Source organism: Candidatus Enterococcus moelleringii (assembly GCF_017377575.1).
Taxonomy (GTDB): Bacteria; Bacillota; Bacilli; order Lactobacillales; family Enterococcaceae; genus Enterococcus_A; species Enterococcus_A moelleringii.
Map to the genome: position 1 here is coordinate 79,879 of NZ_JAFREM010000001.1, position 24,650 is coordinate 104,528.

Below are 24,650 nucleotides of genomic sequence, written 5' to 3' on the forward strand. Positions count from 1 at the left end.
AAAGCCCCCAAGCCAGACTCGTGTCCAGCTTGAGGGCGCATTATGCACGGTACCACCTCAATGTATGCTTTATAAAAAGCATCTCTCCATCGATTGTCTATCAACAATCTTCCTCTATAACGGGAGTGCCCGTCATCCCCTACTATGATTCAAGGATGCTCCAACAAGTCCATTCATCAGGTGAAAAATGCTTCATTCTCATCACTAGAAGCTTTCTGTAATTTTTTCTTGCCCTGACTACTTCTCTTGTTTCTGATTTCATTCAATAAAAAAAGCCCCCAAGTCGGACTGGTGTCCAACTTGAGGGCGGTTATTCCACGGTGCCACCTCAATATATGCTTAAAAAGCATGTCTCTATCAGCTGTCTATCAACAGCCTTTCTCTATAACGGGAGTGCCCGGAAGCTCCTACTTAGGTTCAAAGCCTCAGTCCAAAAGTCCATTCGCATCATTTCCCTTACTGATTCACAGCCCCATCAGCTCTCTGAAAAGAAAAAATCATGTTACTACTCTTTTGTATGACATCTATTTTTTAATAGAATACGCCTGTTTATGAGAAGAGTCAAGTGTTTTATGATAAAATATTCAGCTTTTTTTAATACAAACGCTCAGGCATCATACTTTCCAAGAAACCCCAGACACCATTGCTGATTCGCAGCTCCTCACAATCAAAACGAGAAAGCTCTTGGCGAATCAAATTCTCTTGACCATTCAATACTTTTGGCAGCCAGTTAGGGTCCAGCAGCAAGGCTTTACCCAACGCTACTGCATCTGCTTGAGCCAAGATAGCTTCCGCATCTTTTCCTACCCGAACGTCCCCGACACCGATCAACGGCAAACGCCCATTAATCTTTTCGTAGACATAAGCCATCATGGATTTTTCCTGGTAGTCTTCGCTCACCGATACTTTATCGGCTTGATTCAAGGAAATGTGCAAATAATCCAGCCCCATTTCGGCCAACTGACCCACTAAATACAGCGTATCCGCAAAACGAATCCCTGGATTTTCGTATTCTTCTGGTGAAAAACGATAGCCGACAATAAAATTCTCCACGCCTGATTCATCCACCGCCGAAGTCACCGCTTGAACCACTTCTTTAATGAAGCGAAAACGTTTCTCCAAACTGCCGCCCCACTCATCTTCCCGGCGATTGGAATGAGGAGAGAAAAACTGCTGAAGCAAATACGTATTAGCGCCATGCAATTCCACGCCATCAAAACCAGCAGCAATCGCTCGTTTGGTTGCCGCTTTGAAATTGCTGATTAAGGCAACAATTTCTTCACTTTCCAACGCTCGCGGAGTTTCCGCATCTGGCCGTTCCGCTGCCACTGCACTAGCCGATACCGGCTGAGTACCCCGCAGCACCTGACTGTTAGTCATCCGGCCGCCATGGAAAATCTGTAAAATCGCCTTGGTACCGTTTTTCTTAATCCCGGCTGCTAATTTGGCTAAACCAGGAATGAATTTGTCGTCGTAAACACCTAATTCCCCTTCCCAGCCTTTGCCGTCTGGTTGAACATTGGCTGCTCCAGTAATCACTGCGCCAATTTCTCCAGCTCGCATGCTGTAATAGTCAATCTCATCTTGAGTGACTACTCCATCATAAAAGCTCATTTTGGTAGTCATCGGTGCCATCATGATTCGGTTCTTTAATGTTAACCCGCGTTTGAAGGTTAGTTTTTCATTGATCGTTGACATTGAATCAGCTCCTTTTTGATTAGAATAACACGCTAGCTCGGGCTAAGGAATTGATTTTTCTAAAAACCGAGAAAAATCATTCCTATTCTCGTACGCACACCATCTTGCTAAACTGCTCAAGTGTTTTATTTGTTGTAGTCTATTCATTTCTTTCTGCATTTATATAACTGCGAAAAGCAAGACTGGCAAAAAAGCAACCCTGAATTCAGGATTGCTTCAACTAGCTATTTCTTTAATAAAATATTTGGATCTAACGTGCCGCTTTCATTCTTCAAGGAGAATGTGCTCAGGCGTTCGTTGAAGTCGATAACGACCTCGTTGCCTAAGAAAACTTTTTCTTCATCAGAAATGTAGACGTTAAACTGATCGTTTTCTAATTTTTCTTGGAATTGTCCGGTTGGTTCGTCGGCTGGAATAATTTGGAACTTATCCCCTACCGCACAAGAACCGCCCACAGTTGAAAATTGGTTAGAGCCATCGTTTAAAGCCAGGATAAACCCGCTATTAGAATCGAGTTTGTTGGTTAATGCATCCACTGCTTGATCACGAATTGTAAGTTTCATAGTTATCTCCTCCTCTTCTTCTGAATTATAACGCGAGAAAAAAGGAGACCAAAACAATCTGCTCACAAAATTATTGCATTACCCAACGTTCCAATGCTTCTTTTACGCCGTCTTCTGCGTTGGAAGCAACTTCGTATTTAGCCACTGCTTTGACTTCAGGTGTGCCATTGCCCATTGCTACCGATACACCGGCGTATTTTAACATAGACAAATCATTTTCTGCATCGCCAATAGCCATTACTTCTTCTTGCTTGATACCTAAATGATCTGCCAATTCTTTTACCGCTGAACCTTTGCTGGCATCTTTGTTTAAAATTTCCAAATAATACGGAGAGCTGGTTACCAAGGTATACTCTTCAAATAAATGCTTCGGAATTTTTTCGATAGCAGCTTTTAAAATTTCCGGCTCATCAATCATCATTAATTTTACTGCTGACACTTCATCAGCGATTTCTTCTGGTGTCCGATATTTCAATGGCAGATTTACCATGTGTGCTTCATTGACTGAGTAACGGCTGATATCACGATTCGAGGTATAAATTGCATCACGATCGACAGTATGAATGTGCACACCGATTTTACGTGCCAGCATGTCAAAATACAAATAATCGTCTCGGGTTAACCCATGTTGAGATACGACATCCCAAGTGTTGGTGTTTAACACTAAACTACCATTATAAGAAATGACATAGTCATCTGCAGATAATAAATCCAAGGTATCTAATTGTTCCAACGCCCCTGATAAAGGCCGACCAGTACAAATGACAATGTACGCGCCAGTTTTCCGGGCTTTTTTAACACTTTCTACAACGGCTGGCGAAAGCTCGCCCCGTTCATTTAATAAGGTTCCGTCCATATCAATGGCAACTAATTTTACTGACATATTTTCCTCCTAATGCATCTGCATCTTAAAAGTTTCTTCCATTTACCAGTTAAACACAACACCGAACCTACTGCAAGAATTTCTTAATCCAGCAACGAATCTTTACCCAATGTTCCAAAAAAAGGCAAAGAAAAAACACCGCGTAAGCAGTGTTTAGTCGACATATGAAGTGTCTGTTTTATTTAGCCAAGCGTAACCTAGACCCATCACTAATCCGCCGCCGACAAAGTTGCCGATCAACGTGAAGAACAGGTTGTGTAAAACACTGGCTGCATTCATGCCTTCAATGGTTCCATGAGAAGCAAAGTAAGCAAGTGAAAATGCTGGGAAGTTAGCAATAACGTGCTCAAATCCTAAGAAAGCAAAGATGAAAATGATGAAAATAATTGCCATAATTTTAGCTGCATCATCCTTCATACGCATGCTGGCTAAAACGGCAATGTTAACAACGATATTGGCGAACATACCTTCAACCAAAATTTGAAGCGTTGATTTACTTAATTTATCAGCAATCCCGGTAAACATATAGTTGCCTGGTTCTAAGTGACCAAAAGGTGCAGTTAGTGACAACAAGTAGCCGCAAAGAACGCCGCCGATTAAGTTGAAAAAGATACACGTGAATAATAATTTTGCTGCAAAGCTTAATGAAACCTTTTTGCGGTAAACACCGACAGTCATATACAGCATGTTAGAAGTGCCAAGCTCCGCGTTCATAAAGATGATCATTACCAATGACCAGCTGAACATAAAGGCATAGCTCATTTTTTCCAAACCTGGGATGGCTTGCTGCGTACGAATCGCAATGTAAAAGGCAATCGCTGTTCCTAAAGCTAAGAACAAGCAAGCCAACATTGAACGGACGGCATAACGAGGCAGGCTGCCCTCAAATAATTCTTTTTTCTTCTTGATTGACTTGTCTAATTGACTCATTAATGGGAAATATTTCACAGCTGGTTGAGTTGTTGCATTATTTTTTGAATTTTCCATCGTATCCTCATCTATTTCCATTGTTAGATTTGTTTTCATTTGTTTCCTTCCTTCTCCTATACTAGGGCCATAACTGAACATATAATACATGATTTGCATCATGTTTTCAACATGTTTTTCATTAATCTTTTATCATGTAGGTCTTTTAACAAATTAATAAAAGGGTTATCATTAAGAAAACGAGTCAGGAGGAAATGGTATGGTCAAACAAATCTTAAAAGCAGAGGTAGAATCTTTAGGCGGATTACAGCTGAAATGCTCAGCACGAGGGTTTGAATTTTTAATCGACGAACCGGAAAATGTTGGCGGTACCAATCAGGCGATGAATCCACTGGAAGCCTTGCTTTGTTCTTTAGGCGCCTGCAAGATGATGGTGGCCCGCTTCTTCTATCAGCCCCATAAAATCCAGCTGAAATCGATGAAGGTAGAAATTCTAGGGGAAATCGACTCCGATCGTCTGAAAGGCCAGCCCGATATAAAGGTGGGATTCTCAAAAATCACTACGAACTATACGATTGTCGCTGAAAACACGCAAGAAGAAATTGATGACTTTATTGCCTTCATTGAGCGCACCTGCCCGGTTAAGGACACTATCGTCAACACCCCGGATATGGAAACTAATCTTTCCTTTGAAAAATATACCGTTAACTAATTGTCCATCGCCTCATTCCCATAGCATTGAAAGGTGATTCTTATGTTCGAATTTTTTGGTACTACTAGGATGATTTTTGTTTTTTCATTGATTGCTTTAGCAGCAGCAGGATTTTTCATAATGAAGGGAGCAGTTAAATCCTTCGCAGGAAGACGAGTAATACAACTGTCTTTCCTTCTAGTAGGCATCGTAGTAGAATTAGTGATCCTATACCTAATTTTGTTCATTTTACTTTTTGGTTACAACTGCTAAATCTTCTCAGCAAATAGAACCTCAACACCTTTATTAGCGTGTTGAGGTTCTTTGCATTTTATTGAATTGGCGGCAAGACTGCCACTATACTTTTACTTAACGCAATATGAAGCGGTGAAGCTTCTTGATTAGTCTGCTTGACTTGATCCTTTGTACGAACTGAGGTGGCTGCTAGAGCAATCAAGCTGTCTCCTCTGAACAAATCAACGAAGTATTTAGTTGAAATCGCGTCAGGAACCTCTGAATTGAAGCTTAGAGATGTAATCAGCTTGGTTCTTAATGTATCACCAATCGTAAAGCCAGTTTTCAAATCAGTTAATTCTGGCCGATCGTTTTCCTTGGCTTGGTCGTATTCCGTCAGATCATAGGCTTCGATAATCGCATTTAATTTTTCAGCGTAGCGTTTATCGGTCGCATAACGGCCTTGCAAATGTTCCGTCGCATCTTTATAAGATTCTGTTTCAGATTTCCAAGTTGGCTTGTAGAAATCCTCATTACCCGAAATCCCTTCTTTGATTAATTTCGCGTAATCCTCTAATGATTCTTTGTAAGACGGATATTTACGGAATTCAGCGGTAATTTGGAAACTGCTGCCGACTGCATCCTGTTCCAAGGTACGGAAGGATACACTGGTATCCTGATATTTACCCTTAATGCCGAAAAGGTTGAAGTTTGGTTCAGAAGCCAAGGCACTGTTGCCTGAGCCGCTTTCCAAAATCGCCTGTGCCAGCATAACAGAAGAGTAAATGCCGTTCTTTTGACCGACTTCTCTGGACATTTCGCCAATTTTTTCGATAAATTGGTCAGTGGTTTGGTTTTTGTTGAAAACAAACGGCTGATCACTGCTGTATTCCCCAAAAGCATTCGCTAAAGAAGAGGTCGCTTGTGGCAAGCCGGCAATGTTCACTCGTACCGCAAAGGTTGGCATAAAGCCGCTAAGACTGCCGATTTTAACTACATCACCTGGCTGCGGCGCATGAATATATTGGCCGTTGCCGATATAAATCGCTACGTGAGTGGTCACACTAGTTGGTGCTCCCCAGAATAATAAATCCCCTGGTTGCGCATCACTAACAGGAATTTGGGTACCAGAATATTGCTGATCGCCAGTCCATCCACCAATGTAATGACCAGTAGCGGCTGCGTACACTGCATAAGCTAATCCGGAACAGTCAAACGCGTTCGGACCTTTGGCACCCCAAACATAAGGCTTGCCTAGATGGCGATACGCCTCTTGAACAATTGCATTTTGCACATCGTTACCAATAATTGGTGCAGTTTCGTTGGAAGGTATCCGCACATCACTGCTCTCAGGATCAGGCTGTCTTGGCTGCTCAGGTGTTGCAGGTGCTGGAGCAGGTGTCGACTCTGACGTATTATCACTATCGTTTGATGGCGTTTTATCATCAGTTTGCTGCCCACTGCCTTGGTCTTCCGTCGGTTTTTCCGGAGCAGGTTTTGCTTCAACTATCAGTTGAACCTCAACATCAGCTTCCGGCATATTAAATGAATCGGTTGCTAGGTTGCTGCTTTTGATAACCTCACCGGTAGCACGATTCACAATTTTTACTTCTTTAATTCTTGTTTTATTGTTGTCCTTCAAGCTGACTGTGTATTTTACCAAGCCATCTTTTTCAATCTCAGAAATACGATCAAAATGAAGCTGGTTGCCAGCACTATCAGTATAGACGGCTTGCGTTAACGGATTTCCCGCAACAAACAAGCTGTATGTTTTAATTTCAGGTTCCGGTTCCGGCTCCGGCTCCGGTGTTGGTTCAGGCGTCGGTTCTGGTTCTGGTATTGGTTCTGGCGTTGGCTCCGGTTGCGGTGCTGGTTCCGGTGCTGGCACAGTGGAAGAATCCGTAGTCTGCTCAGATGACTGAACGGTAGATTCCTGTGTTTCTGCTGCCATAACTTGTTGGGTTGACAGAACGGTAGGCGCAATAAGTACCCCTAAAGTCAATAAAGTTGTTAGCTTTTTATACTGCAATATCTATCCCTCGCTTCTATTAGTCATCAAAAATAATTTTTATCTTTATTATAACATGAACTATTTTAGATGTCTAAAGGATACCTCACCAAACTTTCACCTTATTCTCAATTAACTCCTCATTATTGTTGTTAATTCCTTCTAGAAATAATTCCCTTCATCAGCTCAGCACTGGAACGCTCGTAATAATGGGCCATTCTCACCCGTTGGCCATTTGACAGCGTCCAAATTTTATTTTCGTAAAAATCAACGTTTTCCCGCTGACCGTCCATTAGTTCTTTGGCATAGCCTAAAACTAGACGGATGGCTTCTTTAGTAGCATCATCGCTCTTAAAGTAGATGGTATAGCTGCGCAAGTATTCCTTTAAATCGCTGTTTTGCGATGCTTTCCAGTCTTCGATAAAATCCTCCAATGCGGTAATTACATCCCCGTTTTCAATGTCCCATAATAAAATATCTGTGTCTTCTGCTTGATGATCCATACTTTTCTTCCTCCCGCTAATTTTAATGTGATTTTTCCTGTAGAAAAATTAATTCGCTTTCTCCACACATACCATCTGGCTAACTTACAAAGACATATTTTAGATGGATTTTTGACTCTTGCTTTGTTGCCCAAAGTTGGACTTGCGTCCTAAACATTTGTATTCCCTTACACCTATTATAAAGAAACTCAGCTGAGATGTCCTGCTACAATGCAAAAAAGTGTAAATTCTCATAATATAGACCACCTTAAAGGTAAACCTCAATTGTTTAAAGTATACCTTAAATCGATTTTTTATCATTTAGGCTCGCCTTAATGCTTTTTTCTGACTTTTATTTGCGCTATACTAGCAACTAATGCCAAATAAAGGATGTACAATCTATGACACATTTAATTAATAAAATACAGAAACTTTTTAGAAGCAGTGAACGGACAGCAGTGGGAATTCTAGCGGGGATCATGGGGCTTTTGTCTAACTTTCTGCTCTTTGCTGCTAAGCTGTTTATCGGAACACTTTCCGGAAGTGTCTCCATCACCGCAGACGCCATGAACAATCTATCAGACACCGCCTCTTCGTTTATTACCTTAGCCGGTTTCAAAATCGCCGGAAAACCGGCCGATAAGGATCATCCCTACGGACACGAACGTTTCGAATATGTCAGCGGCTTTGTGATTTCAATCTTGGTCACCTATGTAGGGATTCGCTTTTTAGACAGCTCACTTATCAAAATTTTCAATCCTGCCAGCGTGCAGCTTTCTTCTATTGTATATATCGTTTTGGTTCTCTCTATTTTGATGAAGGTCGTTCAGGGCGGTATTTACCGCAGCTTAGGTAAAAAAATCCAATCAAATACGCTCCAGGCTACCGCCCAAGACAGCTTCAACGATGTCTACACCACCATTGCCGTTTTGTTTTCAGCGATTATTGAATGGTTAACCGGCTGGCGAATTGACGGCTACATTGGTTTTCTAATTGCTTTATACATTATTTATACCGGAGTGAAGATGATCAAAGAATTTATCGACGAGTTGATGGGTGTACGGGCACCCGAGGATGAAATTGGTGAAATTCGAGCCCATTTGGATAAGTTTCCGGATATTATCGGTTATCATGACTTGTTGATTCACAGCTACGGGCCCAATAGCGTATTTGCCTCCGTTCATATTGAAGTAGATCAGGATTGGAGCCTGATTCATGCCCATGATGTGATTGATACGATCGAACAGGAAGTGAAAACAAATACTGGTGTGGACTTGGTTTGCCACGTGGATCCTTATCCGTTGGATGATCCAGATTTTCAGCGAGTCGCACCAAAACTGAAGCAAATCCTGCGGGATATCCACCCTCAGCTGCGTTTTCACGATTTGCGGATTGATTCTACCATCGAGCCAGAAGTGATTTACTTTGATCTAGTCGTTCCAGAAGGATTGAAATTGTCCAATGATGAATTAGGCGAATTAATTACTCATAATTATATTCAAGAAAATACGCCAGCAACCATGTCAATCATTTTTGACCGAACTTATCTGCTATAAAAAAAGACGCCGAGATTGGCGTCTTTTTTGCTTAAAATGACCGGTAAACATACTGGTTCTTCGGTGTTTCAATCGGTTGGATCTTTTCAACCGCTAGTGCTGGCAGCTGTCGTTTGAAGGGTTCGAAGTAATCCAATTCAATCGTTCCTTCTACATGCAGCCATTGATTGTTAGTCACCTGTGCATTTTCCGGCAGCCGCATCATCAAGCCGAACACACCTGAGTCGGCAACACAGTGGATAATGCCAAAGCGGAACAGAAAATTATAGGTTTGGTCCTTTGTGGTCTGGTAATCAAACCCATCATAAGAAAGCTTTTTACCTACAAAAGTATTGGGGTAGTTGTAAATCAGCTCCATCACTTCCAGATAGTTCTCATCGATGACCTGCAGTACATCATTTTCCTGGTATTTAGCCAGTAATTCATCCATCTGCTTATCGTAATCATCTTTATTGTAATAAATGCTGGTGTCCGGCTTCAAATATTGGGTATTCATCTCAGGATCCCCTACCGATTCTTTACTTACCGGAAAACTGAAACCTTTTGCCTCAACAATCGTCGTGTCTAAGCTAATCGTCGGAAAGAGTGTGCCGGCGATCAACGGCAGACTTAGCAGCAGATATGCCGCCAGTTTCTGGGAACGTTTCGTCAACCCGTGTTCGTGACCATGATGATGGTGATCGTTTTCTTTTCCTTCACTTTTTTCCACCCAAAGCTTTAATTGGACCAAGGACAGCAGCAAAGACAAGGCCATCGTCAAATAAACTAGATAAATGTAGTGGACATTGATATATTGGTTCAGCTTGCCTGATACCTGCAAATACATCATCCATTCGAAATAGCCGGATAAAATTAAAAAGCGGAACATATGCTACCTCCTAAATCAAATATGCGTAACAGGCGACAACCACTGTGATAATCGCCATCAGCTGCAAAATGAATTTGCCGTGAAAGACTCGTTTCATCATCATCAAATTTTTGATATCCACCATCGGACCGAAAACTAAAAAGGCCACTACTGAATTGACGCCAAACAACGACAGCAACGAAGAACCCACAAAGGCATCTGCCTCTGAACACAGCGACATAGTGAATGCCAATACCAGCATCACTAAAATGGATACCAATCGTGATGAAGTCAGCTGCAGCAGTACCTGAGTTGGTAAATAAACCTGCATGCTGGCTGCAATCAGGCCGCCAATAATCAAATAGCGCCCGGTATCAAAGAATTCATCGATGGCATGGGCTAATACTTCAAAAACACGTCCACCTTTTTTTGGATGCGAAGAATGTTCATGATGGTGATGACCTGCTTCCACCAGCTCTTCCTTTAAAATCGGCAGCTTGTTAAAGTAAGCAATCCACGAACCGATGACTAAAGCTACCAGTAGGCTCCCTCCCACCCGCAGCAACGCAAAGCGAGCACTGTTACCCAGGGCAACAAAGGTCGCAAACAGTACAATCGGATTTATAATCGGAGCCGTCACCATAAAAGCAAAGGCGGTATACTCCGGTACCCCCTTTTTCATAAACTGGGTAACAATTGGTACAATCCCACATTCACAGGAGGGAAAGAAAAACCCCAAGCCTGAACCAACTAAAATGGCGAGAAATTTGTTTTTCGGCAGGATGCGCTGGACACGCTCCGCTGTTAAGTAAACCTGCAGGGCTCCTGAAATAATGCAGCCCAGTAAAACAAACGGAACCGCCTCTACAATTATTGAAAGAAAGATCGTACTCATTTGTAAGATCGAATGGGGAATAAACGTCAGCATCCCTTAACCTCCTGTACTAATATCGATCATTACTATACTCCTGCGCAAAAAAAGACACAAGCTCTTTTAAAAAACAAGCGAGTGTCTTAAGATTTTTTTATTTGACCGCCTAATAAATAACGTTTGGTATTTATTTAGACTTTTTTTACGCTGTACATTACAGCAGAGATAAATTTTTCTAAACAAAGAAAAAAGCTGCCCATTACGGACAGCTTAGCATGCTTATTTGACTGCGTCTTTTAACTGTTTGCCGGCTTTGAAAGCTGGTGATTTGCTTGCAGCGATAGTAATTTCTTCACCAGTTTGAGGGTTGCGGCCTTTACGGGCAGCGCGTTCACGTACTTCAAAGTTACCGAAGCCGATGATTTGAACCTTTTCGCCGTCTTTCAATGCATCTTGAATGCTGTCGAATAAAGTGTCAACTGCTGCAGTTGCGTCCTTTTTCGTCAATCCAGTTTTTTCTGCTACTTTTTCTACTAAGCTTTGCTTGTTCATCATAGGTATAGCCTCCATCATTCTTTTAGTTATTCCAATCATAATTCTATTCGTTATTGACCAGAAAGGCAACTGTTATCTCTCGTTTTCCCGAATTTTTTTTGGCGCTTTTCTTTTTTTTTTAATCTGAAAACAAAAATAAAATAATTATTCCTAAGATTTTTTTAAGCCTGTCGTTTTTTGAATTCTATTACAACTTTTTCTTTATAATGATTATCATCTGCCTATTGGTAAATGATTAAAGGTGAAGATTTTCATAGTATATATATTGCTTTTGTTGTTTTAGACAAATCATACATGAATGCAAATTAGAGGGTGGGGACATGGACTTAAGACAATTAACAAAACAAGAAACACTTCGCAGGCTTCGTCTAGTAGAAGCCCTATACTATTCTGAAAATGCATTGACGAATGAGCAATTAATGGATGTAGGAAACTGCTCTTTGCCCGTCTTGCTTAAAGATATCAAAGAATTGAATGAAAAAAAATTACCCATTACTATTTTGAAGTTTAAAAGCTTGTACTTTTTAAAATTTGAATCTTCCACTACCATTGATTCAGTCTATTCTTACATTCTTTCTACTTCAATAGAATATCGGCTGATTGAGCAATTGTTTTTTCAACGGCAAGAAAAAATCGCCAAACTCGCTGATCATTTTGGTTGCAGTCTCGCAAATGTCCAGCGGAACTTGAAGTTTATTGAAAACACACTTCCTGTTTGGAATATTCACTTGAGGTATCGGCCGCTTCGTATCGAAGGCGATGAGGTAATGATTCGCTATTTTTATTATCTTTTTTTCAAAGAGCGGCGATTTCCATTGCAAGACTATGGTTTTTCCGAAAAGCTGGTGGAGCTAATCGATCGATACATTCGGGCTTTTTTATCGGAAAATCAGGTGGGCAACAGTATGCATACTCATTTTTATTTGATGCACAGCTTTCTGATCTGCCTGCACCGCAGAAAATTGAATTATTGTTTAGACGAGCCGCTTCCCCATGATCACTTTTTCAGGCTGCCTGAAAAAGCTGAACATTCAGATCTGGTGAACCAACTGCTGCTTGAATGCCGTTTGAACTATAGCCCAGATTTGATCATGGAGGCATTATGGCCACTTTTTTCTGATAACTTAGTCTTAACTTGTAAACAACAATTTCATCAGCGAACAACCAATTACAAACTGGCTGACTTTTACGACCTACATACACAACTGATGAAATCGATTAACTTAGCTTTAGGCAACACCTTAACGGATACTGAAATCCAAGAGGGCTTGCGACATTTGGGTAATGATGTTTTAGTTTATTACCCAAATGAAGAAGGAATAACGATCTTGGCAAAGCCTCAAAAATATGCATTGAAGCTGCTTAAAAAGAGCTATTCACGGGCAATAAACCGTTTAAGCAGGATCATCCATACTTTTCTTAAAACAAATTATTTGCTCTATTCAGAAGAACAGATCGAGCTGTATCTTTCCAGCTTAATTATCTCGATTGACGGCTTATTGGAAAGACTGACTGAAATGGAGCAGCCGATACGTGTTTTATTGATATCAGATGCTTCGGCAAACCAAGAACGCTTCTGGCGTTCGATGTTGACGTCTTTGGTTCACGCCCCGTTACACTTCAGCTTTTTTAGTTTCCCTTACATTAATCAACGGGATTTGAATCAAACAACTAAAAAATACGACTTGATTATTACCGATGTTACTATGCTTGAGCTTGATAGTTCTTGTCCTGTGATTGCTGTAAATTCCTATCCGACACCCCAGGATGTCGCTGCGATTCAAATATTTTTTGACGAATTTGATGCCCTGCCAACTGAGAGAAAGGAAATGAACCATGAACCTGCGTTGTCTTCTTAAACGTGATAATCAGCGTAAGCTTTTGTTAATTGAAACGTTATACTATGCCAAGTACCCCATGACCGGCGATCAGTTGAGACAAATTGTAGACTGTACAGTTCCGATATTAATATCAGATATTCGATCCATCAACAGTACCATGGAGTATTATGAAATATCCCGGGAAAACGGCTTGTACTCCTTGGAAGTGGCGGATAATGCGACGATTGATGCTTTGTTCTCAACCATGATACGCGACTCCCTGCCCTTTAAAATATTAGAACTGATCTTTTTTGAAGAGTATGAGACGTTACAGGAAATTTCTGCTGACCTGTATTGCAGCCTCTCATCTGTCCAAAAGCATATGACAATTTTGATGGACGTTTTAAAAAAGTGGCAACTAACGATCCATCGCCGGCCCTTTCGAATTGCTGGTAATGAAAAAAATATACGCCAGCTCTTCTTTTTGCTTTTCTCCGAAAAAAAGGTCCAAAAGAACGAACTGCGTTATTCGACAGAATTTTTTGACCGGGGGGAAGCTGTGATCCGTTCGATGATCAAAAATAACCAGCTGGAATGCTCATATACTCAGTACAATCGCTTGTGCATGATGTTTTTTATCAGTTTAGAACGAGTGAAGCATGGACATTTCTTCTCTAAACGATTTTTAGGCTCAAAGCACCTTTTACCGCCTGATTGGATTACCAGTTATCAGTTCGCGGAATCCTTACTGGAAGAAGTAGGAATGGAATACACTGATGATGTAATGAGGGAATCCTTCTGGTTGCTGTACGCCGATTTATTCTTGTTGGGAGAAGCCCAGAAAAAAAAGGCCTTGGAAAGTAATTACGCCCTCGCCTACAGTTACAGCAAGCACCAGGAGTTAGTAGAGGAATTCAATGATTTGCTAGTTGTACCGTTAAGGGATGAACAAAAGAATCGCTTGACCTCTATTTTGATCAACCAGCATCTGTTTTTGGCTGAAACACCTGAATATATCAGTGTCCTGCGAGACGGGAAACGGGATTATATTAACTTGCTGGAAAACTTCCATGCTCATTGTGTACACGACATCCGGTCACTTGTTCAGAATTTTACTCAAAAGCATCGCATCTTTGAGTCAGATGAATTTATCAATAATTATGTGTACCAAATTATTGCCGCAGTCCCCGAATGTTTAACTGGAATGAAGCAGTTAACTGAGCCAGTGAACATCTTAATTGTAGCCTCTGATTCTACCACGCAGGAACAGCTGTTGACTCAGCTGATTTATTCTTCGGTTCGCGGTGATTATTTTATTTCACATATCACCATGAGTCAATTAGATTCGGTCGATATCGCAACAGTCTTCAGCCGCTATGATTTAGTAATTTGCACATTAACTCTTGACCTGCCCCACTGCCCTACCCCCATACTGGCAGTAGAATTATGTCCAAGTATTTACACCCTCAACAAGCTGCAGCGTTGGGTGGAAGACATTTATCAGAAGAAAAAGAGAGCAAGAAAAGCTTCGCAAGTCAGCTAAGCGTTAAAGCAAAAAGAAGGTAGAATGTTTGCGAGACATTCTACCTTCTTTTTGTGATCACTTCACATGCATGAGTTACTTTCATCGTTCTTAGGGCTTTTTAATATTACTATTAGCAGCCAATAAACGCTGCAATTCCTTTTCCATCGAGGCTTTTTCCTGTGTGAGACTGTAAACCATTCGGTCGAACTTTTCAGGATTATTCTTCTTGCGGATCAAATTTAATTGCAGCAGGCAATAGCCTAACAGCAAGATCGACAGCACTGCAACTAACAAAATCTCTGCCCCAGCTGTATAATGAAACATCGCATAAAAAAGCATACCTAAACCAATCACCAAGCCAAGAAAACCAAGCTTTGATTGCCGACCGCCGCCAAAGAGAATCCGGCGCAGCATTGATCCGTCCCGCAGCTCTTCATAACGGGTAATTCGTGCTTCGATAAAACTAATTTGTTCTTTTATTATATCCGTTGGACTTTTTTTTGACATACAAAAACTCCTTTGCTCTATTTTATTATCACTAGTTTAACCAGATTTCGCAACGGAAAACTTTTCATTAAAAGAGAATCTTATCTTTTTTAATGCTGTGACTGATTGTAAGTTATTGACCAGTCCTTCACAAAGATAGCAAAATAACAAAACCTTTTTACTTTCTTAACACATTTTAATTGATTTTCGGCGGATCTACTTATACAATAGACTAGTAAACGCTTACAAACTATAACGAGGAGTGATTGCTATGAAAATTGGAATCCCAAAGGAAATTAAAAACAACGAGAACCGGGTAGCCCTGCCGCCATCTGGGGTCTTTGACCTGACCAGTCGCGGACATCAAGTATTGGTAGAAACCAATGCTGGACTAGGCTCGGCGATTGTTGATGAAGAATATGAAGAAGCTGGTGCTGTTATTGTTCAAACAGCCGAAGAAGCCTGGGCTGCTGACATGGTGATGAAAGTTAAAGAACCGTTGAAAGAAGAATACAAATACTTCAGAGAGGACCTGCTTTTGTTCACCTATTTACATTTAGCAGCCAATAAGGAATTAGCTGAAGCCTTAGTCGAAAGCGGTGTTACCGCGATCGCTTATGAAAATGTTCAGCCTGCCAACAACACTCTGCCGTTATTAGCACCGATGAGTGAAATCGCTGGCCGAATGGCTGCCCAAATCGGCGCCAATTATTTGGAACGGGTAAACGGCGGTAAAGGTATTCTCCTAGCAGGAGTTCCAGGCGTACGACGCGGAAATGTGGTAGTCATTGGTGGTGGAACTGTTGGGGCGAATGCGGCGAAAATTGCATTAGGCCTTGGAGCGAATGTCACTATTCTGGATGTAAGTGTGCCGCGTTTGAAGGAATTAGATACCGTTTTTGATAATAAAGTCCAAACTATGCTATCCAACCGCTACAATATTCAAGAAGCGCTGAAAACCGCTGACTTAGTGATTGGCGCCGTGCTGATCCCGGGCCACAAAGCACCAACATTGGTTTCAACAGAAATGGTAGCTGGTATGCCGGATCTTTCGGTGATTGTCGATGTGGCGATTGACCAAGGTGGTATTTTTGAAACTGTCGATCATGTAACCACTCATGATGATCCAACTTATGTCAAAGAAGGCGTGGTTCACTATGCCGTGGCCAACATGCCAGGCGCTGTTCCGCAAACGGCGACTTATGCCTTGAGCAACAGCACCTTAGCCTATGCAAATCTATTAGCTAATCATCCGCTGGAAGATCTGCTGAAATCAAACTTAGCTTTGCATCGTGGAGTAAATACTTACAAAGGGAAAATGACTTTAGAGGCCGTTGCCAATGATTTGTCTATGGATTATACGCCGCTGGATGATGTATTAAGCTAAATTCTATTTTTATGAGTCGGACATTTTTGTCTGGCTCTTTTTTTCTTTCCCCCTCCCCTTGCCTAAGTGAGTTATAATAAAAGAAAGGGGTGGGAAATATGACTATGAAATTTAAAGAATTTGCTTATGAGCGGCCGGATTTTGCGACCTATAGCCGATCATTTAAAGAACAACTGAACCATTTTATCGAAGCCGAAGCTTTCGAAAATGCGAAAGCGGCTCTTAATAAACTAAATTCATTACGCACGGACATTGATACGATGGCAAAATTAGCCTATATTCGTCATTCCGTTGACACGAGAGACAGCTTTTATGCTGAGGAGAATGCGTATTGGGATGAGCATCAACCTTTGTTTGATCAAGTCCATCATGAATTTTATCAAGCATTGCTGACTTCGCCTTTTCAAGAAGAGTTGAAGCAGCGGTTTCCCGAAACTTTGTTTTTACTAGCAAGAGATCAGATACAGCTATTGGATGATCAAGTGGTTCAGCTGAAACAGCAGGAAAACGAATGGATTAGCAAATATACCCAATTGATTGCTTCGGCTCAGCTGCTTTTTGAAGGAAGAAAATATACACTATCTGAGATTTCGGCATGCTTCACTGTCAAAGATCGCTTTACCCGTCGCAAAGCGCAAAAAATTTATCAAAGTTTTTTTGCCAAAAATGAAGCACGCTTTGATGACATCTTTGATCATTTGGTTAAGCTGAGAACCGCTATTGCCCAGCAGCTAGGTTTTGATAATTATGTGGCTTATGGGGATATCGCCATGAACCGCTGGAGCTATGACCGCGAGCAAATTCAGGCGTTTCGTCAATTTATTATAGATGAAGTCGTACCTAAAAACCAAGAATTGTACAAACGCCAAGCCGAACGGTTGAACTTGTCTGAGTTAGCCTATTATGACTTGCCTCTGGTATTTCCTGACGGCAATGCCAAACCACAAGGCAAAGAATGCGAATTGGTAGAAAAGGCTCGGAAGATGTATCATCAGCTTTCTGAAGAAACTGGTACTTTTTTTGACATGCTGACAGAGCAGCAGCTGATGGACTTAACTAGTCGGGCCGGCAAACAAAGCGGCGGCTATTGTGAATTTATCGATGGCTATCATATGCCGTTTATTTTCGCCAATTTTAATGGGACTTCTGATGATGTGGATGTGTTGACCCACGAGACGGGGCACGCTTTTCAGACCTATCTTTCTCGTTGGGTGGAGGAACCGGAATTAGTCTTTCCGACGTCGGATACTGCGGAAATTCATTCCATGAGTATGGAATTTTTGACTTGGCCGTGGATGGATCAGTTTTTCGGTAGCGCCAGTGATAAATATCGTTTTGCTCATTTGAGCAGTGCCCTGCAATTTTTGCCATATGGGGCTTTGGTGGATCACTTTCAAGAAGAAGTTTACTCGCATCCTGAATGGACGCCGGCCCAGCGCAAAGCCTGTTGGCGAAAATTGGAAAAACAATACTGTCCTGAACGAGATTATCGTCAATCCTCGGATTTGGATCGGGGCACTTATTGGTATCGGCAAGGACATATTTTTGAAGTTCCCTTCTATTATATAGACTACACTTTGGCTCAAGTTTGTGCCTTCCAATTTTGGCAGCGGGCAATTGTGGAAAAAGATCCTCACGTTTGGGAGGATTATCTGGCGATTTGTAAAGTTGGCGGAACGAAGAATTTCCTGGAGACTGTCGAGTTAGGCAATTTGGCCTCGCCTTTTGATACTGAGGCAATGAAAAAGGTGATTCAGTCAGTTGCGGATTATTTAGCTGAGGTGCCAGAAGAGAGTTTGCATAATTAAGACTTAGTGGACAGCAGGAGTGACAATTTCCTGCTGTTTTTTGTTTGCTATTAGTGGAGTGTTGGGATTTGCACAGCTATTCCTTTTGCGATATTAATATCTAATTCATTATCTTAAATGATTTTCTTGGAGAAACAGTTAATCTTTGTGAAGAGAATTTTTGATTAAGAGGTGTTTGATATGAGGAAAAAATGGTGTCTACTGTTAAAAAGCATCCTAGAAGATCATCCTTTGTTGGGACTAGTCGTCGTTTCACTGTTCTTGCTGGTGCCGCAAATGATATCGCGAAATATGATTGTCGGCTCGGACTCCATTTTCCATTTTAATCGTTTTTATGATACGGCGATGCAGTTGGAAGAAGGAAACTTTCAATATTTCAGCAGTATGTACGGCTTCCAACAATCTGGTAGGATCGTGAACGCTCTTTATAGTCCTTACCTCGCTTACCTTCAAGGCGGTTTGCTGCTGATAGCTAAGACATGGTTCAATTATCAGCTATTATCGAACTTCCTACTATATATATTATCCGGTTGCTCTATGTACCTTTTGCTGAAAAAGCTGAAAGTAAAAACGAAGATTGCATTTGCGATGGCAGTGATTTATTTGAGTACTTTTGCGGTGCAATATTGGATTACCCGCCAAGGCTTCAGCAGCTGGGGCGCTGCCCTTTTGCCGATCTGTTTGACGCCGATTATTTCTATGACTGAAAAAAATGATGTAAAACTAGATTTGGGATTTTATACTGCTTTGATGTTTCAAACTCATTTTCTGTCAGCTCTCTTTTTAGTCATGATCTATCTTCCCTTTTATCTACGAGCTTTTGTTAGATCTGCCCAAAAAGTGCAGTTTGTCCTGAAAACCGGATTGGCGATTGGTTGCTTTGCCCTGCTCACTTTAAATATATGGCACGCTCTTTTTCAAGTCTATTCCGGCAATGAGATTCTTGCTCCCTTCATTAACCAAAGCATGGCCGAGAGTACTTTGACTTATTCCAGCTTCTATTGCCTTTTTACCCCGTTTTTCTTGTTCATCATTATCGTAAAAGTTTTAATAGTTGCCTGCAAAGTGAAAAATTTGTCGCCGTTTTTGAAGATGACAATTTGGACTAGCGTGTTTTTTTTGATTTTGGGATCAAATCTGATTCCTTGGACTTTTTTATTGGAAAGAAAAATCAAAATCGTCCAGCTGATACAGTTTCCGTTTCGTTTTGTTATTCCAGCGACAGTTTTGATTTTGGTTGCCTTGGCTCTTCTCTTGAACGATTATCATTTTGATAAACTAAAAATTTTTAAGCTGAAGCCAATGGTGGTATTGGCGATTACTCAAACGGTGATTTTGCAGATAGTTTTGCTGGGAAATTGGGCAAAATCGGATGAGTATATTTTTTCGTTGATTAATACGACAATCGCTGATGTTCCTGCCCATCAAGTAAAGGACGCCTTTTATTCCCACGATTTAAATTTGGCCTTACATTATATTCAAAAATCAACTCCCGACTATTTGCCGGTGCATAGTGAGTTTGACGGCAGTCGGTATAAGCTCTACCAAAAACAAATTATCGCTAAAGAACTTTCGTTTGAGAAAAGTGTGGAGGGTGATTGTTTAGTCGTTACTTGGGATGGCGGAAAACGGGAAAAAATTCAGGTGCCGGTTTTCGGTTACGAGGACACTGTCCTGAGATTGAATGGAAACGTACTGGATAAAAAAGATGTTGGCTATAGTGAAATTGGAGTAGTCACTATTCCGCAGAAATTGGACAATAATCGTTTAGAGCTTAGGTATCTTCCTCCTAAATTCTTTAATTGGTCGTTAGGTATTTCTTTGCTGAGTTGTGCCTTTTCTCTAGTGATAGTTGTTTTAGGCAGAATAAAGGACGCGATTAGTCAAAATGTGGGCGATCTAACTGGACATGTGTATCCTTTGAAGCGATGAGCGCGCAAAAACCGGAAGGAAGTTTGTTTTCTTTCCGGTTTCGGGCTATTTAATTAAAAGCAATAATTCCCATGTAGTTCAGGATCGTCATGACGAAGCAGCAGATGGTGATGAGCAGCGAAATGGTTAAAAAGGATTGGATAACTCTGTGGATTGTTTTGATTAACCGATTTTCAGCAGGGACATAGAAATTTCGAGTGTAAATGAAAATCATCCACATAACCGCAATAATCATCGTCAGTTGCAACAAGACATCAACTGATAAAACTGTTAAGCCGTTTTCAATTACTAACCCTGTGCGCGGCAAAGACAAAACCGCCCATGCGGAAGCGGCTAGGCAAACAATAAATAGAAATATTGCTTGCTGAATCAGTGGATTCAAGGTAGCATCGTCTTTGATTTTCTTCATAAGCTTCTCATCTCCTTTGATCATATAATCCAGTGACAGGTCAAAAAGAAGACTCAGCTCAATCAACATAAAAATGTCAGGGAAGCTTTTCTCGTTTTCCCAGTTGGAAATAGTCTGCCGAGAAATGTGAAGTTTGTCGGCCACTTGCTGCTGGGTCAAATTCAATTCTTTTCTACGTGCTTTTAGAATATCTCCTATCATGGCTCTTCCCTCCCTACACTTAAAGTATAAGTGATCGGGCGATTATTGCTAGCAATTTTTCTTTGCATTGTTGGTGTGGCGGGGATGAAGAAGTTTGGAGAGATATGTTGGAGGTGGTTGAATTCCATTCTTTTAGATTAAAACCAAAAAGGATTTGTAAGAATAGGGAAGATTCCAACTTCATTTACATTCCACTCTTTTAGATTAAGACAAGGAACAACTTTCAAACTCGCAAGCAGAATTAAATATTTACATTCCATTCTTTTAGATTAAGACCATCAGCTGATTGTGATAGTCTTCATTGGATGCCTATTTACATTCCATTCTTTTAGATTAAGACCCAAAGTGAGCTATTCGGGAAGTCACAGAGGTGGATTTACATTCCATTCTTTTAGATTAAGACTGTTGATGCAAAATCAGCACAAGGAGGAAATTACAAATTTACATTCCATTCTTTTAGATTAAGACAGAATACATGAGTTTTTCATAAAAGGATTCATTTTGATTTACATTCCACTGTTTTAGATTAAGACAGTATCTTTAAAATCAATAGGCAACGAGTATTTGACATTTACATTCCACTGTTTTAGATTAAGACGAATTAGTGACAGCACAGGCCGGCAAGTCGTACCAGATTTACATTCCACTGTTTTAGATTAAGACGTTATTGATACGAATACTAAGACAATCAAGATCAATATTTACATTCCACTGTTTTAGATTAAGACAAAAGTCGTTCTTTCAGCTTACGAACAAATAAAAGCATTTACATTCCACTGTTTTAGATTAAGACTATGTTCGTCACAATACTGACCCCGATCAATCAAGATTTACATTCCACTGTTTTAGATTAAGACACACCTTGATTATTTGATACTCCGATATTCTTGATCATTTACATTCCACTGTTTTAGATTAAGACGACTTCTGCCTGTTGCAAGTCCAGTGTGCTAACTGTATTTACATTCCACTGTTTTAGATTAAGACTCTAATCAATCCTTTCTCTTGCGAGATCCTTTAAGATTTACATTCCACTGTTTTAGATTAAGACCCTGATCATCACTATCTGCCTTGCTTGCTACTGCAATTTACATTCCACTGTTTTAGATTAAGACCAGTGGGAGTCTTTGAGAATGCAGCGAAGCTAGGAAATTTACATTCCACTGTTTTAGATTAAGACTGTAGCCGGGCATGAGGGAGCCTCACTGGGATCAGCATTTACATTCCACTGTTTTAGATTAAGACCTGCTGCGAACCCTTCTTTGTTTGAATCAATCAATATTTACATTCCACTGTTTTAGATTAAGACCTATTTTCAAAAGAAAAAGAAGCTTATTCAAAAACGCATTTACATTCCACTGTTTTAGATTAAGACTGTGATATTGCCTCCTCTGAGACGTTAACAATTCGCATTTACATTCCACTGTTTTAGATTAAGACGAGTCGTTGAATAAGATGCCTCAGTCGTTTCAGATATTTACATTCCACTGTTTTAGATTAAGACTTGTTCACTACTTCAGATAAAACACGCCTTGCATCGAATTTACATTCCACTGTTTTAGATTAAGACCGTGATGACTTCTTTTCTTATTGCCAGCTGATGATTCATTTACATTCCACTGTTTTAGATTAAGACGTGTTATGATCCCAGTTTGGGAACGACTGTTGGATGTATTTACATTCCACTGTTTTAGATTAAGACAAATGCTGGATGTCTCGACAAGAAAAGCAAGAGCAATTTACATTCCACTGTTTTAGATTAAGACGTAGCGTCCCTTTTTGCGCATAATTCGTCAGCGTTATTTACATTCCACTGTTTTAGATTAAGACAGTACTATCACAGAAAGTAATATCGATGATTTTCTAATTTACATTCCACTGTTTTAGATTAAGACTTAATCCTATAATTGTTTATCGTCCGATTAATCGCCATTTACATTCCACTGTTTTAGATTAAGACAACAATTCTTCAAGGGTTACGGTCACATCAAGCGAATTTACATTCCACTGTTTTAGATTAAGACGAGTACGTTGCGCTACTACCGATATAATATAAATAATTTACATTCCACTGTTTTAGATTAAGACCTCATTGTCTAATGTAAGTACTTCTTTTTCTACCTGATTTACATTCCACTGTTTTAGATTAAGACTTAAAAATATCACGTTATACGCCACCTCTAAGGAGGATTTACATTCCACTGTTTTAGATTAAGACACTAGTTCTACCTGTTACGGTAAGCATCTTGAACTGATTTACATTCCACTGTTTTAGATTAAGACAACACTAAGGATAGGTCTATTAGATGTACCTCTTTAATTTACATTCCACTCTTTTAGATTAAGACCGAGATAGCCGCTTTTATATTGATGAGATAGTAAGGAATTTACATTCCACTCTTTTAGATTAAGACCGTGGCGCGGATGGGTAACACGAGAGTCCGTAAGGTATTTACATTCCACTCTTTTAGATTAAGACCGATAAGCCGCTCTCTACGCTGATCTAATGTATCTGTATTTACATTCCACTCTTTTAGATTAAGACCAAGAAACAACGTAAGACTGCAAAAGGTGTGAACTTATTTACATTCCACTTTTTTAGATTAAGACGAAGCCTTTTGCTACAGTTGATGACTTAGCCGAATTGATTTACATTCCACTTTTTTAGATTAAGACAATTTTATGTGCTGTATCAAGGAGTTGAGTTTAAAAATTTACATTCCACTTTTTTAGATTAAGACTGACAATCCGGAAACGTTAGCAGCTGCTATCAAGCATTTACATTCCACTTTTTTAGATTAAGACATTGGCCATCATGACCCAAACCAAGCAGCTTCGCCCATTTACATTCCACTTTTTTAGATTAAGACGAGAGCGTCAATTACACAACGAAAAGGAATCTTGAAATTTACATTCCACTCTTTTAGATTAAGACGGCGGCTTGACCTTGCAGCCGTACCGTCCAGCAGAAATTTACATTCCACTCTTTTAGATTAAGACATCGGCTCATAAATGACTTTGAGATTCGCAACGCGCATTTACATTCCACTCTTTTAGATTAAGACCGTGAGCGACTTGAACAGTATCGAGGCGCGTGTACATTTACATTCCACTCTTTTAGATTAAGACTGGTCTCACTAGATATTAGCAGCGACGCAGTAAGAGTATTTACATTCCACTCTTTTAGATTAAGACGCGGCGGCCTTGCTTGCCCTCCACCAGCTTGTAGCGATTTACATTCCACTCTTTTAGATTAAGACCGCGTCATATCAACGTTCTGTCGGCGTGTCATGTACATTTACATTCCACTCTTTTAGATTAAGACATTGTATTATCTACATCTAAATTAATCTTGTCTTGATTTACATTCCACTCTTTTAGATTAAGACCGACACTAGCCAGAATAGCGCATTGCTTGCTTTTTAATTTACATTCCACTCTTTTAGATTAAGACAGTTGAAAACGAGATGGACGCACAAAAAGCGCAATATTTACATTCCACTCTTTTAGATTAAGACTGAAATCGTGCACTTCATCAAAACAACCAAAATGAATTTACATTCCACTCTTTTAGATTAAGACGTTTACGATAATGAAACAGGTAAATATCTTTTTGAAAATTTACATTCCACTCTTTTAGATTAAGACAGCACCCTCTAATGATCAATTCTCAGACGTTATGTAATTTACATTCCACTCTTTTAGATTAAGACGTCGAAAAAGGCCGCTGGCTGATAGACGTCGAGCTGATTTACATTCCACTCTTT

18 protein-coding genes, 1 CRISPR repeat array and 2 other annotated features are annotated in these 24,650 nt (G+C 40.3%); of the genes, 7 read left to right on the top strand and 11 right to left on the bottom strand.

From position 1 onward, the window contains the following. Positions 1-28: 28 nt before the first annotated feature. Positions 29-262, bottom strand: a binding site (T-box leader). A 37-nt stretch (positions 263-299) separates the two neighbouring features. Beyond that, positions 300-528 (bottom strand) — a binding site (T-box leader). Between the two features lie 66 nt (positions 529-594). The 4 genes from JZO70_RS00425 to JZO70_RS00440 all read right to left on the bottom strand — a co-directional run bounded on the left by JZO70_RS00425 (position 595) and on the right by JZO70_RS00440 (position 4,131). Continuing rightward, a complete protein-coding gene (locus JZO70_RS00425; RefSeq protein WP_207671550.1) occupies positions 595-1,698 on the bottom strand; it encodes an NADH-dependent flavin oxidoreductase in 1,104 nt (367 codons plus the stop codon). Between the two features lie 224 nt (positions 1,699-1,922). After that, the gene (locus JZO70_RS00430) at positions 1,923-2,261 is read right to left on the bottom strand and encodes an iron-sulfur cluster biosynthesis family protein (RefSeq protein ID WP_207671551.1); all 339 of its coding nucleotides are present in this window, start codon (positions 2,259-2,261) and stop codon (positions 1,923-1,925) included. Between the two features lie 70 nt (positions 2,262-2,331). Beyond that, a complete protein-coding gene (gene yidA / locus JZO70_RS00435) occupies positions 2,332-3,144 on the bottom strand; it encodes a sugar-phosphatase (protein WP_207671552.1) in 813 nt (270 codons plus the stop codon). A 153-nt stretch (positions 3,145-3,297) separates the two neighbouring features. Next, the gene (locus JZO70_RS00440) at positions 3,298-4,131 is read right to left on the bottom strand and encodes a formate/nitrite transporter family protein (protein WP_242703698.1); all 834 of its coding nucleotides are present in this window, start codon (positions 4,129-4,131) and stop codon (positions 3,298-3,300) included. Between the two features lie 199 nt (positions 4,132-4,330). Between JZO70_RS00440 and JZO70_RS00445 the strand changes: the two genes are divergently transcribed. Next, complete coding sequence (locus tag JZO70_RS00445; protein WP_207671554.1) at positions 4,331-4,783, top strand: OsmC family protein; 453 nt, start codon at positions 4,331-4,333, stop codon at positions 4,781-4,783. A gap of 310 nt (positions 4,784-5,093) precedes the next feature. On the opposite strand, the gene JZO70_RS00450 is transcribed toward JZO70_RS00445, so the two are convergent. Beyond that, on the bottom strand, positions 5,094-7,025 hold the full coding sequence (locus JZO70_RS00450; protein ID WP_207671555.1) for a glucosaminidase domain-containing protein: 1,932 nt from the start codon (positions 7,023-7,025) through the stop codon (positions 5,094-5,096). 131 nt (positions 7,026-7,156) lie between these two features. After that, positions 7,157-7,507 carry a hypothetical protein gene (locus JZO70_RS00455; RefSeq protein ID WP_207671556.1) on the bottom strand — a complete coding sequence of 117 codons (351 nt, stop codon included), beginning with the start codon at positions 7,505-7,507 and terminating at the stop codon, positions 7,157-7,159. Positions 7,508-7,887: 380 nt separating this feature from the next. On the opposite strand from JZO70_RS00455, the gene JZO70_RS00460 reads away from it, so the two are divergent. After that, positions 7,888-9,042, top strand: a complete 1,155-nt coding sequence (locus JZO70_RS00460; protein ID WP_207671557.1) for a cation diffusion facilitator family transporter — start codon at positions 7,888-7,890, stop codon at positions 9,040-9,042. A 31-nt stretch (positions 9,043-9,073) separates the two neighbouring features. On the opposite strand, the gene JZO70_RS00465 is transcribed toward JZO70_RS00460, so the two are convergent. From JZO70_RS00465 to JZO70_RS00475, 3 genes are all read right to left on the bottom strand, one after another. After that, positions 9,074-9,910, bottom strand: a complete 837-nt coding sequence (locus tag JZO70_RS00465; RefSeq protein WP_207671558.1) for a TIGR03943 family putative permease subunit — start codon at positions 9,908-9,910, stop codon at positions 9,074-9,076. Between the two features lie 10 nt (positions 9,911-9,920). Then, entirely contained in the window at positions 9,921-10,817 is an 897-nt protein-coding gene (locus tag JZO70_RS00470; RefSeq protein WP_207671559.1) for a permease, read from the bottom strand. Positions 10,818-11,039: 222 nt separating this feature from the next. Next, positions 11,040-11,315, bottom strand: coding sequence for an HU family DNA-binding protein (locus JZO70_RS00475; protein WP_278252570.1), 276 nt, complete (start codon positions 11,313-11,315; stop codon positions 11,040-11,042). Between the two features lie 320 nt (positions 11,316-11,635). Here JZO70_RS00475 and JZO70_RS00480 point away from each other — a divergent pair, with 320 nt between their 5' ends. Continuing rightward, positions 11,636-13,174: an AcpB/EbpR/MafR family transcriptional regulator gene (locus tag JZO70_RS00480; protein ID WP_207671560.1), complete on the top strand. Its 1,539-nt coding sequence runs from the start codon at positions 11,636-11,638 to the stop codon at positions 13,172-13,174. After that, positions 13,152-14,678: an AcpB/EbpR/MafR family transcriptional regulator gene (locus JZO70_RS00485; protein WP_207671561.1), complete on the top strand. Its 1,527-nt coding sequence runs from the start codon at positions 13,152-13,154 to the stop codon at positions 14,676-14,678. The genes JZO70_RS00480 and JZO70_RS00485 overlap by 23 nt, the downstream gene beginning before the upstream one ends. A 90-nt stretch (positions 14,679-14,768) precedes the next feature. Here JZO70_RS00485 and JZO70_RS00490 read toward each other — a convergent pair whose 3' ends face one another. Then, positions 14,769-15,167, bottom strand: coding sequence for a hypothetical protein (locus tag JZO70_RS00490; protein WP_207671562.1), 399 nt, complete (start codon positions 15,165-15,167; stop codon positions 14,769-14,771). Between the two features lie 250 nt (positions 15,168-15,417). Between JZO70_RS00490 and ald the strand changes: the two genes are divergently transcribed. From ald to JZO70_RS00505, 3 genes are all read left to right on the top strand, one after another. Then, the gene (gene ald / locus JZO70_RS00495) at positions 15,418-16,533 is read left to right on the top strand and encodes an alanine dehydrogenase (RefSeq protein ID WP_207671563.1); all 1,116 of its coding nucleotides are present in this window, start codon (positions 15,418-15,420) and stop codon (positions 16,531-16,533) included. 104 nt (positions 16,534-16,637) lie between these two features. Next, entirely contained in the window at positions 16,638-18,341 is a 1,704-nt protein-coding gene (locus tag JZO70_RS00500) for a M3 family oligoendopeptidase (protein ID WP_207671572.1), read from the top strand. Between the two features lie 180 nt (positions 18,342-18,521). Beyond that, complete coding sequence (locus JZO70_RS00505) at positions 18,522-20,273, top strand: hypothetical protein (protein ID WP_207671564.1); 1,752 nt, start codon at positions 18,522-18,524, stop codon at positions 20,271-20,273. Between the two features lie 49 nt (positions 20,274-20,322). Here JZO70_RS00505 and JZO70_RS00510 read toward each other — a convergent pair whose 3' ends face one another. After that, positions 20,323-20,883 carry a helix-turn-helix domain-containing protein gene (locus JZO70_RS00510; RefSeq protein ID WP_207671565.1) on the bottom strand — a complete coding sequence of 187 codons (561 nt, stop codon included), beginning with the start codon at positions 20,881-20,883 and terminating at the stop codon, positions 20,323-20,325. A 182-nt stretch (positions 20,884-21,065) separates the two neighbouring features. After that, a CRISPR array of direct repeats spans positions 21,066-24,596; the repeat unit is 29 nt; unit sequence ATTTACATTCCACTGTTTTAGATTAAGAC. Positions 24,597-24,650 lie beyond the last annotated feature (54 nt).